General features: G+C 62.4%; 22 protein-coding genes. 8 read left to right on the top strand and 14 right to left on the bottom strand.

Annotated features, from left to right (window positions below):
• Positions 1-29: 29 nt before the first annotated feature.
• From SC1_RS17745 to SC1_RS17720, 6 genes are all read right to left on the bottom strand, one after another.
• The gene (locus tag SC1_RS17745) at positions 30-587 is read right to left on the bottom strand and encodes a hypothetical protein (protein ID WP_056369390.1); all 558 of its coding nucleotides are present in this window, start codon (positions 585-587) and stop codon (positions 30-32) included.
• Between the two features lie 36 nt (positions 588-623).
• Positions 624-1,046: an NADH dehydrogenase ubiquinone Fe-S protein 4 gene (locus SC1_RS17740; RefSeq protein ID WP_193749215.1), complete on the bottom strand. Its 423-nt coding sequence runs from the start codon at positions 1,044-1,046 to the stop codon at positions 624-626.
• Positions 1,047-1,146: 100 nt separating this feature from the next.
• Complete coding sequence (locus SC1_RS17735; RefSeq protein WP_062185592.1) at positions 1,147-1,662, bottom strand: Hsp20/alpha crystallin family protein; 516 nt, start codon at positions 1,660-1,662, stop codon at positions 1,147-1,149.
• Between the two features lie 74 nt (positions 1,663-1,736).
• Positions 1,737-2,216 (bottom strand): Hsp20 family protein, encoded by a 480-nt coding sequence (locus SC1_RS17730; protein ID WP_062185590.1) that lies wholly within the window; start codon positions 2,214-2,216, stop codon positions 1,737-1,739.
• A gap of 204 nt (positions 2,217-2,420) precedes the next feature.
• Entirely contained in the window at positions 2,421-3,515 is a 1,095-nt protein-coding gene (locus SC1_RS17725) for a calcium:proton antiporter (protein WP_238586768.1), read from the bottom strand.
• A 106-nt stretch (positions 3,516-3,621) separates the two neighbouring features.
• On the bottom strand, positions 3,622-3,990 hold the full coding sequence (locus SC1_RS17720; protein ID WP_062185588.1) for a hypothetical protein: 369 nt from the start codon (positions 3,988-3,990) through the stop codon (positions 3,622-3,624).
• 210 nt (positions 3,991-4,200) lie between these two features.
• Between SC1_RS17720 and SC1_RS17715 the strand changes: the two genes are divergently transcribed.
• Entirely contained in the window at positions 4,201-4,896 is a 696-nt protein-coding gene (locus tag SC1_RS17715; RefSeq protein ID WP_238586767.1) for an arsinothricin resistance N-acetyltransferase ArsN1 family B, read from the top strand.
• Positions 4,897-4,983: 87 nt separating this feature from the next.
• On the opposite strand, the gene arsH is transcribed toward SC1_RS17715, so the two are convergent.
• The 4 genes from arsH to SC1_RS17695 are packed head-to-tail and all read right to left on the bottom strand — an operon-like array spanning position 4,984 to position 7,593.
• Entirely contained in the window at positions 4,984-5,739 is a 756-nt protein-coding gene (gene arsH, locus SC1_RS17710) for an arsenical resistance protein ArsH (protein WP_062185584.1), read from the bottom strand.
• A 5-nt stretch (positions 5,740-5,744) separates the two neighbouring features.
• Complete coding sequence (arsB, locus tag SC1_RS17705; RefSeq protein ID WP_193749214.1) at positions 5,745-6,851, bottom strand: ACR3 family arsenite efflux transporter; 1,107 nt, start codon at positions 6,849-6,851, stop codon at positions 5,745-5,747.
• Entirely contained in the window at positions 6,823-7,251 is a 429-nt protein-coding gene (gene arsC, locus SC1_RS17700; RefSeq protein ID WP_062185582.1) for an arsenate reductase (glutaredoxin), read from the bottom strand. The genes arsB and arsC overlap by 29 nt, the downstream gene beginning before the upstream one ends.
• A 12-nt stretch (positions 7,252-7,263) precedes the next feature.
• Positions 7,264-7,593 (bottom strand): helix-turn-helix transcriptional regulator, encoded by a 330-nt coding sequence (locus SC1_RS17695; RefSeq protein WP_058538767.1) that lies wholly within the window; start codon positions 7,591-7,593, stop codon positions 7,264-7,266.
• Between the two features lie 435 nt (positions 7,594-8,028).
• Between SC1_RS17695 and SC1_RS17690 the strand changes: the two genes are divergently transcribed.
• Positions 8,029-8,403, top strand: a complete 375-nt coding sequence (locus tag SC1_RS17690) for a glycine zipper 2TM domain-containing protein (RefSeq protein WP_062185580.1) — start codon at positions 8,029-8,031, stop codon at positions 8,401-8,403.
• A gap of 88 nt (positions 8,404-8,491) precedes the next feature.
• Here SC1_RS17690 and SC1_RS17685 read toward each other — a convergent pair whose 3' ends face one another.
• Positions 8,492-8,773, bottom strand: a complete 282-nt coding sequence (locus SC1_RS17685) for a DUF1153 domain-containing protein (RefSeq protein ID WP_062185578.1) — start codon at positions 8,771-8,773, stop codon at positions 8,492-8,494.
• Between the two features lie 263 nt (positions 8,774-9,036).
• Between SC1_RS17685 and SC1_RS17680 the strand changes: the two genes are divergently transcribed.
• On the top strand, positions 9,037-9,471 hold the full coding sequence (locus tag SC1_RS17680; RefSeq protein ID WP_193749213.1) for a hypothetical protein: 435 nt from the start codon (positions 9,037-9,039) through the stop codon (positions 9,469-9,471).
• Between the two features lie 181 nt (positions 9,472-9,652).
• Here the strand turns inward: SC1_RS17680 and SC1_RS17675 are convergent, their stop codons facing one another.
• Positions 9,653-10,156, bottom strand: a complete 504-nt coding sequence (locus SC1_RS17675) for a DUF983 domain-containing protein (protein ID WP_336444415.1) — start codon at positions 10,154-10,156, stop codon at positions 9,653-9,655.
• A 149-nt stretch (positions 10,157-10,305) separates the two neighbouring features.
• Here SC1_RS17675 and SC1_RS17670 point away from each other — a divergent pair, with 149 nt between their 5' ends.
• The 4 genes from SC1_RS17670 (at position 10,306) to SC1_RS17655 (ending at position 13,031) form a co-directional block, all read left to right on the top strand.
• A complete protein-coding gene (locus SC1_RS17670) occupies positions 10,306-10,626 on the top strand; it encodes a helix-turn-helix domain-containing protein (RefSeq protein ID WP_062186927.1) in 321 nt (106 codons plus the stop codon).
• On the top strand, positions 10,623-12,284 hold the full coding sequence (locus SC1_RS17665) for a SulP family inorganic anion transporter (RefSeq protein WP_152682485.1): 1,662 nt from the start codon (positions 10,623-10,625) through the stop codon (positions 12,282-12,284). Before SC1_RS17670 ends, SC1_RS17665 begins: the two co-directional genes overlap by 4 nt.
• A 95-nt stretch (positions 12,285-12,379) precedes the next feature.
• Positions 12,380-12,685 (top strand): alkylphosphonate utilization protein, encoded by a 306-nt coding sequence (locus SC1_RS17660; protein ID WP_062185572.1) that lies wholly within the window; start codon positions 12,380-12,382, stop codon positions 12,683-12,685.
• Between the two features lie 157 nt (positions 12,686-12,842).
• The gene (locus SC1_RS17655; RefSeq protein ID WP_062185570.1) at positions 12,843-13,031 is read left to right on the top strand and encodes a hypothetical protein; all 189 of its coding nucleotides are present in this window, start codon (positions 12,843-12,845) and stop codon (positions 13,029-13,031) included.
• Positions 13,032-13,192: 161 nt separating this feature from the next.
• Here the strand turns inward: SC1_RS17655 and SC1_RS22300 are convergent, their stop codons facing one another.
• A complete protein-coding gene (locus SC1_RS22300) occupies positions 13,193-13,417 on the bottom strand; it encodes a hypothetical protein (RefSeq protein WP_062185568.1) in 225 nt (74 codons plus the stop codon).
• Between the two features lie 12 nt (positions 13,418-13,429).
• Between SC1_RS22300 and SC1_RS17645 the strand changes: the two genes are divergently transcribed.
• Positions 13,430-14,287 (top strand): fused MFS/spermidine synthase, encoded by an 858-nt coding sequence (locus tag SC1_RS17645; RefSeq protein WP_062185565.1) that lies wholly within the window; start codon positions 13,430-13,432, stop codon positions 14,285-14,287.
• On the opposite strand, the gene SC1_RS21995 is transcribed toward SC1_RS17645, so the two are convergent.
• Entirely contained in the window at positions 14,272-14,484 is a 213-nt protein-coding gene (locus tag SC1_RS21995; protein ID WP_152682484.1) for a hypothetical protein, read from the bottom strand. The two genes, SC1_RS17645 and SC1_RS21995, sit on opposite strands and share 16 nt — an antisense overlap.
• Positions 14,485-14,641: the final 157 nt, after the last annotated feature.

The raw sequence follows: 14,641 nt of genomic DNA, 5'->3' as shown, positions 1-14,641 counted from the left end.
TGATGCGCCGCTCCGCGCTCCCGGTGGCTCTAGGTCGTGTATTGCGCCGGGTGTTCGATCGCGACCTCGGTCTCTTCGGCGGTCGGGTCCGACAACATGCCCCCGCAGTCGCCGGAGCTCCTCGACACGACCTTGGGCTTCTGTCCGGACCCGTGCGAAGTGACCTCGACGCTGCGGCTGCAGGTTCCCGCTCCGCTGCTGGTCGCTACGTAACGATAGCTTACGGTTCCGGCCGGCAGCGAGCCGAGGCTGGCGAGGTTGATCTCTCCGAGCGGATTCGGCTGAGATTGCAGCGCGAGCATATGCCGCATCATCATGTCGCTTTGCCGGTTCATTGCCGCCGCGATCCGGTCGAACATCGCGAAGGGGGCCGCGTCGAACGGGTCGATCCACTGGACCGGAACGAAGCGTGCCGCGGGCGCCACGACAACCTTCGGCGCGATCTCGCCTCGATATTCGATCCGCGCGATCGAGCCATCGGGCAGACCGACCTTCATCACACGGGTTTCGGCAGGTGCCGCCAACGCCGTGCCTGCGGCTGCAAGAGCCGCGACACCGGCGAAGACGGCCGTACGGATTTTACGCATCAATCGTCCTCCTCTGTTGATGATGGAAGCCAAAATCTATCCTGCGAAACTGAATGCAGAATGACTCGCCGCGTCCGGCCTGGCCTGTGTTTCGCGGTGCGCGCCGATCGGATAATCGCCGCAGCGCAAAGCGTGCGGACCAGTTGGCGAGCAACAAAGCCGGGGCGGCGCTTCGCTAGTCAAGCAGGGCATGGCTGGCCGGCGTACTTCAGACGAGCCCCGTATCTCGAACGGGATAGTCGCTCGCCGGCAGTAAAGCTCGGCCGCATCGCGGTTCGCGAAGCGAAGTTCGATCTGTCCGAGGGGATCGCCGCCGCCGGTCCATCCGGTCAGCGGATCGGCCCGTGGAACCCAGCGCGGGCCGAAGCGCAACCGCCACAGTCCGGCATGCGCGCGGCCCGACTGGTTTACACGAAGGGGCACAGGCTCGATAATCGCCCATGCATCGGGCGGCAACATGCTGGCGCGATGGCCGACCGATGCACAATTATCATTTGCCGGCGAGGGGGGCGACGCGCCCCCGTAGCCCGGCCCGGGACCGAAGTCCCGGACCTGCCCGTCACGCCGCCTGTCCATTGATCGGGATACGGCGGACATTTTCGTTCGCCGCCTCCGCCTTCGGCAGGGTGACCGTGAGCACGCCATTTCTGAAGGTCGCGCTCGCCTTGTCGCGTTCGACACCGCGCGGGAGACCGATCCGCCGCTCGAAGCGGCCGTAGCTGCGTTCGCTATAGCCGCGGTCCTTGTCTTCGACTTCGGACTTCTTCTCGCCGCGAAGCGTCAGCACGCCTTCCTCGACACTGATGTCGACATCCTTCTCGTCCAGCCCGGGGAGCTCGGCGACGATGCGGACCTCCTTGTCGGTCTCGCCGAACTCGAGGTTCGGCCACGCGGGTTCGCGGCCGAGACCGCCGAACGACGACAGGCCGAAGCCGCGAAAGACATCGTCGAACAGCCGGTTGACGTCGCGGTGAAGCGAGAGGAGCGGATGATCGCCCCGCCCCTGCTCGGCGCGCACCGCGACGGGGAGCCGGTTCTCCTGCCGGCTCCAGGGAATCAGATCACGAATAGACATGATGTCATCTCCTTTCTGGCTAGAGGGTTCAGCAAGGCTCGCCGCCGTCATCGGCGGCGAGCCGGTGGCCTCGATCAGGCCGATTCGCGGTCTTTCTCCCGCGGGGCTGCGAGGCGATCCTGGGCGGGCGAGCTGCCGCCGATCTCGATCTTGCGCGGCTTCATCGCCTCGGGGACGACGCGCTGCAGATCGATCCGCAGCAGACCATTGTCGAAACCGGCGGATTCGACTTCGACATAGTCGGCAAGCTGGAAGCGCCGTTCAAAGGGGCGAGCCGCGATCCCGCGGTGGAGATACTGCTCCTCGTCCTTCTCTTCGCCGCGCTTGCCGCTGATGGTGAGCTGGTTCTGCTGGGCGACCACCTCGATATCCTCGGGGCGGAAGCCCGCCACCGCTAGCGTGATGCGGTAGCTGTCCTCGCCCCGCCGCGAGAGGTCGAAGGGCGGATAGCCTTCGCTGCCGTCGCCGCGCTGATCGGTCTCGAGGAGATCGAACAGGCGGTCGAAACCGACCGTGGAGCGCCGGAAAGGCGCAAAATCAAAGCTGCTTCTCATTTTCCAAATCCTCCTAAGTGAGCAATTTGGGCATGAGACGCGCCGGAGAGAGCCGGCGCTCTCATTTGACCCACCGAGCCCGGTTTCGGCGCCCGGCGATAAAAAGCTAGGAAGCGCCAAATCACTTTCAAGAGCTTTTTGCTTCGCCACTGCTTCGGCCCGTCGCATCATCAGACTTTGCCCGGCACGGCGAACTCAGGACGATCAGGAAAAGACCGTCGTAAAAATATAGGCGGCCAACAGTACGAGATGCACGGCGCCCTGCAAAATCGTGGTTCGTCCGGTTCCGAAAGATAAAATCGCGACGCCAAGCGAGAGCGCCAGAAGTGTCATGCCCTTGGGGTCGAGGCCGAGGGATAGCGGCCAGCCCATGACGAGTGCCGCAATCGCTACCGTCGGGATCGTAAGGCCGATTGTCGCAAGCGCCGATCCCAGCGCAAGGTTGAGACTTGTCTGGAGGCGGTCGCGCCGCGCAGCGCGCAATGCCGCAAGACTTTCCGGAGCGAGAACGAGCGCGGCGACGGCAATGCCGACAAGCGCGCGCGGCAATGCGGCGGCAGCGATCGCTGTTTCGAACGGTTTGGAGAGGCTTTTGGCGAGGAAGACAACGCTCACCAACGCGAGCAGAAGAAGGCCAAGCGATAGTGCCGCCGCGCGCGAGCTGGGTGGCGAAGCATGCGCATCGCCGGCCAGCGCGCCTACGCCTTCAGGCAGGAAATAGTCGCGATGGCGGATGGTCTGGACAAACACGAAGGTTGCGTAGAGCAGCGTCGACACGATCGCGGTAAATATAAGCTGCGCGGCGGAATAAGAGGGCGAGGCTGCGTTCGCGCTCACACTCGGCAGAACAAGTACCAGCGTTGCCATCGCCGCCAGCACGCAGAGCGCGGCGTTGACTCCTTCGAGCACGAAACGCTGCTCGCCGTGCCGAATGCCGCCGACCAACAGGCATCCGCCGACAACGCCGTTGAGGATAAGCATGATTGCGGCAAACACCGTATCGCGCGGCAAGGCCGGATTCGCCGACCCGCTCAGCATCATGGACAGAATCAGCGAAGCCTCGATAATGGTGACCGCGCCTGCGAGGATCAGCGTGCCGAACGGCTCTCCTACCCGGTGGGCGACGACCTCGCCATGATGGACCGTCGCGAGGATGCAGCCGACAAGGATCGCGCTTGTTCCGGCAAGAGCGATACCGTCCGTTTGTGCCGGATGCAGCAGAAGTGCTACCAGGCCTGCAACAGGCATCCACCGGGGCCAGCTCGACATCACCGCAGCCGAAAGGGACTGGATTCTCATGACGCGCCTTTCTGAAACAGGCCGGCGCGCGAAAGTCAAACGTGCAACTCCGGTTCTCCTGGACCGGCCGAGTTCGGACAGAATTAAGCCCCTTTAGGGGTGCCGATCAGAAGTCGCAGGCCGGTATCTGCTTCGCGTCGCGCTCGGCGACGAGGGTCCGCACCTCGGTTTCCAGCTCGAAGCGCGCCGATCTGAAGTCGTCGTCGTGAATCGCGCCGCGGTCGTAGTCGCGTTGCAGCCGGTCGCGATCTCTTGCCCGTTTTGCGAGTTCGCCGTCGATCCGGGATCGGCGCCGTTCGCTCTCGGCGCGCAGTTTCTCGATTTCCGGCAGGGCCTTCTTCCGCCAGGCGGGATCGGTCGCACGGGCCATCTCACCCTCAGAATCGGCGAAAATCTCGAAGCAGGCCTGGTTAGGTGTTTCGGATGCTTCGGAAACGGACGGCGCGATCAGCGCGACAGCAAGGAGAAGGGGCATGAGCGTTGGATAGCAAATGGCATTCCCGGTTTCTACCGGGGCATATGGCGCCGAGATGATTACGCCGTGCGACTTTGCTCGCACTTCACGGCGATTGGTACCCGAGATCTCAAAGCGATCATCCTGACCGTTTGGAGAGCAGGTTTCGCACCTTCGTCGGAAGGGCACTGCAATCGTTCGCTTTGCGCCGTCCGCATGCGATCCTGGCGAATGTCGGCTACCTCGGATTGGCGGCCGGAAGCTGCCGGTCAGAAATCGGCCAATCCTGCATGGGACCAGATCTGCGGCGAATGGCCGGAGTGGGCGGCTTCCGTACAGGCAGCCTCCGCGCTCCTCACAGGCTTAAGTGGACGCAGTGCCTTGATTGCCGGGACGTGGCGGGCCAGTCTGATTAAATTCTGCTTCGGAGGTGGTGCAAACATGCATGTGCGTCAAATAACGATGGGGGACGCGCCAGCGGTTCAAGTAATTTACGCACCCTATGTAACTGCCACCACCATCTCGTTCGAGGAAGTCCCGCCTGATATTATGGAGATTGAAAGGCGCATCGCCGCTATTCTGCCGCGCTATCCCTATCTGGTAGCCGAAGTGGATGGGCGGGTCGTCGGTTATGCCTACGCCAGCGAACATAGGGCGCGCGCCGCATACCGGACATCTGTCGATGTAGCAGTCTATGTGGCGCCTGGCGCGCAACGGCGCGGTGTAGCGCGAAGTCTATACTCGCGCCTGCTGGCTGACGCGGCAAGCTTGGGCTATCACGCGGCTTTTGCTGGCATCGCACTCCCAAACGACGCAAGCGTCGGGCTGCACGAAACCATGGGCTTCGAGCCGGTGGGCATCTACCGTGAGGTCGGGCGAAAATTCGATGCTTGGCACGACGTCGGTTGGTGGCAACGACTGCTGTGAGCGATGTAGAAGTGCCAAGGCATCGCTGAAGCGATTTTACTCATATCGAAGTGTGGGCAATGGGCGGAAACTGGTCCCGATGGCTCTTCAGCGCCCCGGCAACCGGGCTAGTTCAGCCGGCGTGGCAGTTGGTTTCTTGCGGTCCTTGCGCTCGGAATAGCGGTCGACGAGCTGGTCCACATGACCGCGTGTCAGCACGGTGAAGCGCACCAACTCCTCTGCGACGTCGACGATACGGTCGTAGTAGCTCGAGGGCAGCATCCGGCCGGCCTCGTCGAACTCCTGATAGGCCTTCGCGACGCTCGACTGGTTGGGAATGGTGATCATCCGCATCCAGCGGCCAAGGACGCGCAGCGTGTTGACGCTGTTGAACGATTGCGATCCTGCCGACACCTGCATCACGGCCAGCGTGCGGCCCTGCGTCGGGCGAAGGCCCTTGTAGGCGAGGGGGAGATGGTCGACCTGTGCCTTCATGATTCCGGTAATCTGGCCATGGCGTTCGGGGCTGCACCAGACCTGGCCTTCGGACCAGATCGAATGCTGCCGCAGCTCCTCGACCGCGGGGTGGTCGTCGTCGGCGATCTGATCGGGCAAGGGGAGGTCAGACGGATCGAAGATGCGTGTCTCGCAGCCGAAGAGCTGGAGCAGGCGCGCCGTCTCTTCCACGACGAGGCGCGAATAGGAGCGTTCGCGTAAAGACCCGTAGAGGAGGAGGATGCGCGGCGCCGGATCGAGCGGGCCGAGGCCGAGGGCGGGTTGCGCGCGGAGATATTCGGGGCTGAGCGCCGGCAGACGGTCGGGATCGGTAAGCGTGCGCAGGCGATTATGGGTCTGTTCTGTCATGATACTCAGGATTGTGAAGGAACGGTCGAGGGAAACCAGCGGCGTCCGAGGCGGAAAGCGACGCCGACGAGGAGAATGAGGATGGGAACCTCGACGAGCGGCCCGATCACGGCGGCGAAGGCGACCGGCGAAGCGAGCCCGAAGGCCGCGATGGCCACCGCGATAGCGAGCTCGAAATTATTGCCTGCGGCGGTGAAGGCGACCGCGGTGGTGCGCGGATAGTCCGCCTCGATGAGCTTGCCCATCCAGAAGCTGATGAGGAATTGGACGACGAAGTAGATAGTGAGCGGGATCGCGATCCGCACGACGTCGGCAGGGATGGTGACGATCTCGCCGCCCTTGAGGCTGAACATCGCGACGATCGTGAACAGCAGCGCGACGAGCGTGATCGGGCCGATCCTGGGCAGGAAGCGCGTCTCGTACCACTCGTCTCCCTTCGCCTTCGTGAGAAAGCGGCGGGTGAGGTAGCCGGCAATGAAGGGAATGCCGAGATAGATGAGAACCGCTTCGGCGATCGTCCAGAAGCTCACGTCGATGACGCTGCCTTCGAGCCCGAACAGCGGCGGCAGGACGGTCAGGAAGAACCAGGCGTAGATGCTGAAGAAGAGGATCTGGAAGATCGAATTGAAGGCGACGAGCGCCGCGACATATTGATTGTCGCCCTTCGCGAGCTGGTTCCAGACGATCACCATTGCGATGCAGCGCGCGAGGCCGATCAGGATCAGGCCTGTCATATATTCGGGCTTGTCCGAGAGGAAGATGACCGCGAGCGCGAACATCAACGCCGGGCCGATGATCCAGTTTTGGATCAGCGAAATCGCCAGAACGCGTTTGTCCTCGAACACGCGCGGCAGCTCGTCGTAACGCACGCGGGCAAGCGGCGGATACATCATCAATATGAGGCCGATTGCGATCGGGATGTTCGTCGTTCCGATCGACATGGCGTCGATCGCGGCGGGCAGCCCCTTGAAGGCCGACCCGAGCAACACGCCGAGGCCCATGGCAAGAAAAATCCAGAGTGTCAGATAGCGGTCGAGGAACGACAGGCGTTCGCGTTTGGCGGCAGTGGTCAAGATGCCGGCCTCATCCCTGGACGCGATTGCCAGCGGCATCGACGACCCGTTCGCCATCTTCCTTGGAGAAGGCTCCAAGCTGCCGTGCGGGCAGGATGTCGAGCACGGCTTCAGACGGGCGGCAGAGCCTGACCCCGAGGGGCGACACGACGAGCGGGCGGTTGATGAGGACGGGATGCTCCATCATCGCATCGAACAGGATGTCATCGCTCAGGCTTTCGTTTCCGAGGCCGAGGTCTGCATAAGGCGTGCCCTTCTCGCGGAGCAATTCGCGTGGCTTGATTCCCGCCCGGTCGATCAGTTGTTCGAGCAGTGCACGAGCCGGCGGCGTTTTTAGATATTCGACGACATGCGGCTCGATCCCGGAATTCCGGATCAGCGCGAGCGTGTTGCGTGACGTGCCGCAGTCGGGATTGTGGTAGATGATGATGTCGGTCACACGCCGGTTCCTTCAGCAGCAGGTGAGTTCGGCCAGAAGCGGTTCGCACAGCTCGGGGCGGCTTTGGCAACAGTCCTTCGCAAGGAAGAGCATCAGTTCTCGGAGCGTATCGATATCGGCTCGCTGTATCTGCTGCCGCCCGAGTTTCTCGGATTTTACGAGACCGGCTTTCGCGAGCACAGCGAGATGCGTCGAGAAGGTGCTCTGCGTGAGACCCGACGCGTCAACAAGTTCACCGGTCGATAGACCCTCCGGCTCATGCCGGACAAGAAAGCGGAAGGCTTCGAGACGTGTCGGATGGGCGAGAGCGGCGAGAGCGGGAAGCGCGGAATCGATATTCATACATCGGAATTATCCGATGCGTTGACGCTCGTCAATTCCTATCGGAAATATCCGATGAATTTAGCCGAGTGTCCGCTATTACCCCACTCGTTGGCTAATAGCGGACAGTATCCAACCGGCCACTTTGGTCTTCAAATCGCCAATCTTTGGACGCCAAAAAAGACGCCCGCGCGGCCGAAACCGTGCGGGCGTCAGATGAAGATCTCGGTTTTCTGAAAGGACGAGGTCTCCTGGGTCGCACGGCGCATATAATGTTGCGGGCCGGGTGATAATTGTACCGCTGCGCCAAAAAAGATGCCTTGGCGCGCATTGGACGTCGACCGCAGGTTGGTTCAAATAGGACCCGTTCTGCAATCGGCCGAGCCATGGCGGGTTGTTCAGCCGGGGTTCGGCTGCGCGCCGCTACGTCCGGTCCATGATTGAAGGAGACGGGTCATGAAAAAATATATCGCCGCCGCGGTCCTCGCTGCGCTCGCCGTTCCCGTCGGCCCGGCGCTGGCGGATCCGCCGCCCTGGGCGCCGGCGCACGGCAAGCGCGCCAAGGATCGTGGTCTTTATGACGGATATGGGCGCTATTACGAACCCCGCCGCATTTCGCACAACGACCGTATTTGGCGGAGCAAGGATGGCCGCTACCACTGCCGCCGCGAGAATGGCACGACCGGATTGATCATTGGCGCCGCCGTCGGTGCGCTCGTCGGGCGCGAACTCGATGGCGGGCGTGACCGCACGGTCGGCACGATCATCGGCGCGGCCGGCGGCGGGCTGCTCGGCCGGGCTATCGATCGCGGTGAACTGAAATGCCGCTGATGTGAAAGGACGGCGCGAGAGGGACCAGTCTGCTCGCGCCGTCCCCTGGACACCGCACGCAGTGGGGGTGCGGGCGGTGACGAAAAGTCTATTCGACAGTCTGATCGCGCAGGCGCCCCAACTTTGTCGCGCGCAGCCCGGGTATGCCCGCCCGGTCGATGGTGCGGCGCCACGATTCCAGCTCTTCGCCGCTGAGGCGGTATCTTGCGCAGGCGTCGGCCAGCCCGATTAGCCCGCCATCGATCGCGGCAAGCAACTCCGCCTTGCGGCGCGCGACCCAATAGCCTGCCGTCGATGAAGGCAAATCGTCGATTGTCAGCGGCCCGACCGGCCCGGCGACCGATGTCGGCCTCGTCGTAAATTCGAGCACTGCGAACTCTCCATTCGCTCGGCTGCTGCCGTATGAGTGCCCCCCGCGGCAAAGATGCGGTTTTGAGGTTAACAAAAGGTTGCGGAGGGGCATGGGATGCGCCCAACCGTTCGTCGCTCATGGGACGCGACGGGCCAATTTATGTGCGGGAGGGCGAGCCGCCTGCGGTCCTCTCAACGATTGCCGCTATTGCCAGGCCGGGCGGAATGCTGCAGCATTTTTCCATTAAGAGGGGGAAACTTATGCGAAATGCGAATATTTTTATGGCGATGGCGCTGGTGGCATCGCCGGCTCAGGCTCAGACGGTGCCGGACCTGCCCGCCAATCCGCTGAAGGCGATCGATGGCGAATGGTATGGCGTCGACCACAAGATCAAGTTGTCCGTGGCAAATGGCGTGGTAACGATCGTGGAGAACGACACCGCTGATCCCTACCTCAAGAAGATCGCGGCACCTGCCGGAACCGTCATCGCTCGCATCACGGGCGTGGAATCGACCGGACCCAAGTCGGCGCGGTTCGTCGGCCAATGCCTCGAATTGATCGACACCTCGCGGTCAGACACGATGGCGTGCCCTGGTCACGCTTTCGTGCAGTCGGCGGCCTACGACGGCAAGCCCGGATTGAAGATCAATTTCTGGACCGCCGCTTTTCTTCGCAAGGGCAATATTCCGGAGTATCAATGGCAATATCGGAAGTGACGGGCGAAAGAGCGGAGCAATAATTTCCGGCAACAAAATCAGGGGCCGCTTGGGCCAGATCCGATGTGATAGCAGCCCGTCCGCTATCAGCCACTAACCGCGCTGTCGCGGTTCGGATGCCGCGCGGAGGTTTCAAATCCCGCCTGATGGGCCATGATCGGGGCAGGCCCACCGATAACCTTCATTTGTCGCGACCGGTATTTTCCGGAGCGCGTCGTTCCGTGGTGAATCCGTGCATGCCGAACCACCACTGCAATGCGATTATCGCGCCCTTGGCGGGTTGAAGGAACCCGATCATCAAAACGAGCATGGCGGTCACGATTATCGCGGCCAATGCGATGAGCGACAGCTTCGTGTCCTGAACGAGTGCAATGATGATCGGCGCCATAATATGCCCCGTCAGGAGGATCGCGATATAAGCCGGGAAATCGTCGGCTTGCTGATGCGTCCAGTCTTGCGCGCACGCGGAGCAAATAAGGACGGGTTTGAGAAAGCGATGAAATAGCTTCGCTTCGTTGCAGCGGGGACAGCGACCGCGCGCGCCGCGGAGCATCGCTTTCCAGGCCGAGGCAGGAAGCTCCGCGCTTTCCGTCTTAGGATTCCCGTGATTGGCGGAGATCGGTAATTTTCGGGCGTTGTCCGCACGATAAGAGCGATCCAGAGGCGTTTGCATGAAATCGGGCATCAGCCGCCTCCTGCGCGAAGGTGGGAGCAGCGAGCGGCTCCCGCCAAAGCAAGCATATTCGATATAATGGCGAGCATGATGTATATATACAGCATCGATCCATAATGTTAAGATTGATAAATGATGTATGAAACATCATTGGAGTCGATATGATCACATCGCAGCAGATGCGCGCGGCGCGCGCGCTCCTCGGGATCGACCAGCGCGAGCTTGCCGAACTCGCGGGTCTCTCGCTTCCGACGATCCAGCGCATGGAGGCGTCGAACGGCCAGGTCCGCGGTGTCGTCGATACGCTGGTGAAGGTGATTACGGCGCTGGAAAGCGCCGGCATCGAACTGGTCGGCGAATATTCATCGAGTGTCGGATCCGGGCGCGGCGTGCGGCTTCGCGAGCCCGCCGACGCCGATCCCAAGGCGCCCGGCCGCGCGCTTCTGTCCGCCAAATTTCCGAGCCGGCCCGCAATCCGGTGAAGTCCGAGGCCTATACGCCGAAGCTCTTCACGGTCTTTCGCGAGGGTTATTCCGTCGCCACATTTCGCGCCGATGCGATCGCGGGTCTGACAGTTGCCATCGTCGCGTTGCCGCTTGCCATGGCACTCGGTATCGCCAGCGGCGCCTCGCCCGACAAGGGGCTGATTACAGCCGTCGTCGCGGGTTTCCTGATCTCGGCGCTCGGCGGATCGCGCGTGCAGGTGGGCGGGCCGACCGGCGCCTTCGTCGTCGTGATCTTCAACGTCATCGCGAGCCACGGCTATGACGGCCTGTTGATCGCGACCTTGCTCGCCGGGCTCATCCTCATCGCGGCGGGACTGCTCCGTTTCGGCCAGATGATCAAATATATCCCGCATCCGGTGGTGACCGGCTTCACCGCGGGGATCGCGGTCATCATCGCCTCGAGCCAGGTCAAGGATTTCCTCGGCCTCGCCATCGACAAGGTGCCCGCCGACTTCCTCCCCAAGTGGCAGGCTTATCTGGGGGCGCTGCCCAGCGCGAACTGGGCCGCGATCGGAATCGGCGGCGGCGCGCTGGCGATCATTATCGCGCTCCGCAAATTCGCGCCGCGGCTGCCGGGCTTCCTGATCGCGGTGGTCGTGACCTCGCTCGCCGTCCCGCTTCTGAACCTGCCGGTCGACACGATCGGATCGCGCTTTCCCGACATTCCGGCGGGCCTTCCGTTGCCCTCGTTTCCCGACATCTCGCTCGTCAAGATCAATGCCGTCCTGCCGTCGGCCTTCACGATCGCCTTTCTCGCCGGGATCGAGGCGCTGCTGTCCGCAGTCGTCGCCGACGGCATGGCCGGTACGCGGCATCGTTCGAACCAGGAACTGGTCGGGCAGGGCGTCGCCAACCTCGGTTCGGCGCTGTTCGGCGGCCTCCCGGCCACCGGAGCGATTGCGCGCACCGCGACCAATATCCGGTCGGGTGCGAAGACGCCCGTCGCGGGCATGATGCACGCGGCCTTTCTGCTCGTCTTCATCCTCTTCGGCACGGACCTGATGGCCTATGTGCCGATGGCGGCGCTCGCCGCGATCCTGTTCATGGTCGCCTGGGGCATGAGCGAGTATCAGCGCTTCCTCGCGCTGCTGCGGATGCCGAACAGCGACCGGGCGGTGCTGCTCATCACCTTCGGATTGACAGTCCTCGTCGATCTGACGGTGGCGATCGCGGTCGGGGTGACGCTCGCGTCGCTGCTTTTCATGGCGCGTATGGCCGAAGCGGTCGAGGTCGATCGAAGCGGGCGGCGCGACGCCGAACTCGATGCCGAAGATCTCGACCAGCGCGATGACCTGCCGCCGGGCGTCGAGGTGTTCCGGATCGCCGGTCCCTTCTTTTTCGGGGTCGCGGGTGAGCTGCTCGACACGCTGCGCCGCGTCGGGCAGTCGCCGCGCGTCATCATCTTGCGCATGCGGCTCGTACCGCTCCTCGATGCGAGCGGCGCGCAGGCACTTGAGGAATTTGTCGAACAGGCCCGGCTGGCGGGCGCGCGGGTGATTGTCTCGGGGGTGCAGCCCCAGCCGCGGGCGATGCTCGGGCGGATCGGCCTTGGCGAAGCGGCGGGCCGCATCGCCTATGCGGCCGATTATGCGGGCGCGCAGGCGCTTGCGATCGATCTCGCGGGTGCGAAATGACAGCGGCCCCTGTGAGCGGCAGGCCATTCGCACGCGCCGTTTCTCGATCGGCCGGCGGCCGGGAAACCCAATTCTGACCAAGTCTGGAGAATGAAATGAGTGACAGTGACGACTATGCCTATGACGAGGAAAGCGGCGAGTGGATGCCGGCGTCGGAGCTTGCGGAACGCAAGGCCGCGGCCTCGCAGGTCGAGGTTCGCGACGCGGTCGGGAACCTGCTCGAGGATGGCGACAGCGTCGCACTGATCAAGGATCTCGAGGTCAAGGGGGCCGGCAAGACGCTCAAGGTGGGGACGGTCATCAAGTCGATCCGCCTGACGGGCGATCCGCAGGAGATCGATTGCCGTCACGAGAGCATCAGGGGGCTCGTCTTGCGCGCCGAGTTCGTGCGCAAGCGCTAGGTTTTCCGCTTGCGAAGCCTTGTCGTGGCGGCAGCGGCGCGTGGCTCGTCGCCGGGCCGATCGGTGGAGCCGCAAAGTTCCGCCGGCCTGCCGGGGCCGGATCGACCGGGCCTCGCGATGACGTTCCACCACAATACCGAGAAACGGAACTTGCGACATGATTTCCCAGAATCTCAAACCGACCGCACGGAACAGCCGCTTCTATCTGGCTCGCATGCAGGCGTGTCAGACGGAAGCGAACGAGGCGTCGCTTCCGAACGTACGGGACCGGGCCCTTCGTGCGGCCGTTGCATGGCGCGAGATGTATCAGAAGGCACTGCAGTTCGAGCAGCGGCAAAGCCAATGATCCCGGCCGCGGTGATCATGACCCCGACGGGGTTTGTCTGGCGTTCGGAGGCGACCGGCAGCCTGGCCTTCGGGCAATCGACACATCCTTGCGGGAAGTGCGCATGACGATATTCCTGATCATTCTCGTCTCCGTCTTGCTTCTCGCCCTGTTTATCGGCGTCACCATTGCGGGCGGACGATCGCATGATCGGCAGAACGAGCGCCGCGACCATGACAGATAGGTCCGCGGAAGATTTCGAGGTCGAGATCGCTTGCGAACTCGAAACAGGGGCAGATTGCCGGAGCATCGATCAAGCGGAAACCGAACTCGATCGCTTTCTCGATCATCTCGACGATATCGACCGCGAACAGCGTTATTTTGAACGATATGGGACCGAACATCATCGCGCGTCTCCGATGGAGCCGGGCGAACTCGCCGCCCCGCTCGTCTTCGAGCTGGGCAATATACGGAGCCTCCTCGCAAACTGGGCTTTCGTGCAAAGCGCGATGAGTATCGACGATCCGGACATGTTGATCCTCGACTATACGCGCCGGATGATGGGGTTCCTCCTGTTCCATCCCTCTCCGGGGACCATCGAGATCATCGGGCTCGGCGGCGGATCGCTGGCAAAATACTGCCACCGATATCTTCCGGAGGCGTCGATCGTCGCGGTCGAGATCGACCCCGACGTCATTGCGGTCCGGGAGCAATTCTTCATGCCGCCCGAGAGCGAGCGCTTCGAGATCGTCTGCGATGATGGCGCGGAATTCGTGAGGCGGGATACACGAAGCTGCGATGTCTTGCTTGTCGATGGCTTCGACAAGGACGGACAGCCTGCGCAGCTCTGTTCTTCAAGTTTCTATCGTGATTGCCATTCGCGGTTGAAGCCTGGCGGCATTCTCGTCGTCAACCTGTGCGATGATTACTGGAAGCACGGCTCTATCCTGGCTCGCATAAGAGAGCATTTCGAATGTACGATCGATCTTCCCATGAAGATAGGGATGAACCGGATCATCTTCGCATTCAGGGATGGGCGGCTCCCTTCGGATCCTGCCGCGCTATTGCAGACCGCCGGCGATCTCGATCGCATCCATCCGATATCCTTTTTGCTTTTGGCGAACGAAATATCGGACGGCATCAAATCGCGCGATGAAAGGCTTGGCGACAGTTTCGATAGCGACTTTCAAGAAGCGCAGTCGCTGTCGATCGCCTCGCTTTGGCTCGCGACAGAAATTGAGCATCTGCCGACAATCGACCCCTATATTCTGATCTGAATGGCCGTCTTGAGCACGCCGCATTGCCCGCATAAGGTCTTGGCGCGGTTACATTCCTCGCGCTGGCCGAGTTCGCGGGTTACGACATTGGCCTGGCTTCGAACCGACAGGTTCAGCCGATCGGTGACGCAGTCGTCGCAGATGGGCGAGCCACCGAGGTTCCCTATCAATTGTTCGATCTGTCCGGCTATCGTCATTCGGCGTGGCATGGGTCCGTCATAGTCGCGGAGACAGCACGAAGAAAGTGGCAGCCTATGGACGGCGGTGGTCGTTGCGTGGACCCACAGAAGTTGGCCAGCGCTTCCTCACGGGGTGGCGGAGAAACCTTGATCGGGCCGTCAGGGCTGCTTCTGT

The organism is Sphingopyxis sp. C-1 (genome assembly GCF_001047015.1).
Classification (GTDB): domain Bacteria; phylum Pseudomonadota; class Alphaproteobacteria; order Sphingomonadales; family Sphingomonadaceae; genus Sphingopyxis.
This window is presented reverse-complemented; position numbering and strand designations above follow the sequence as displayed.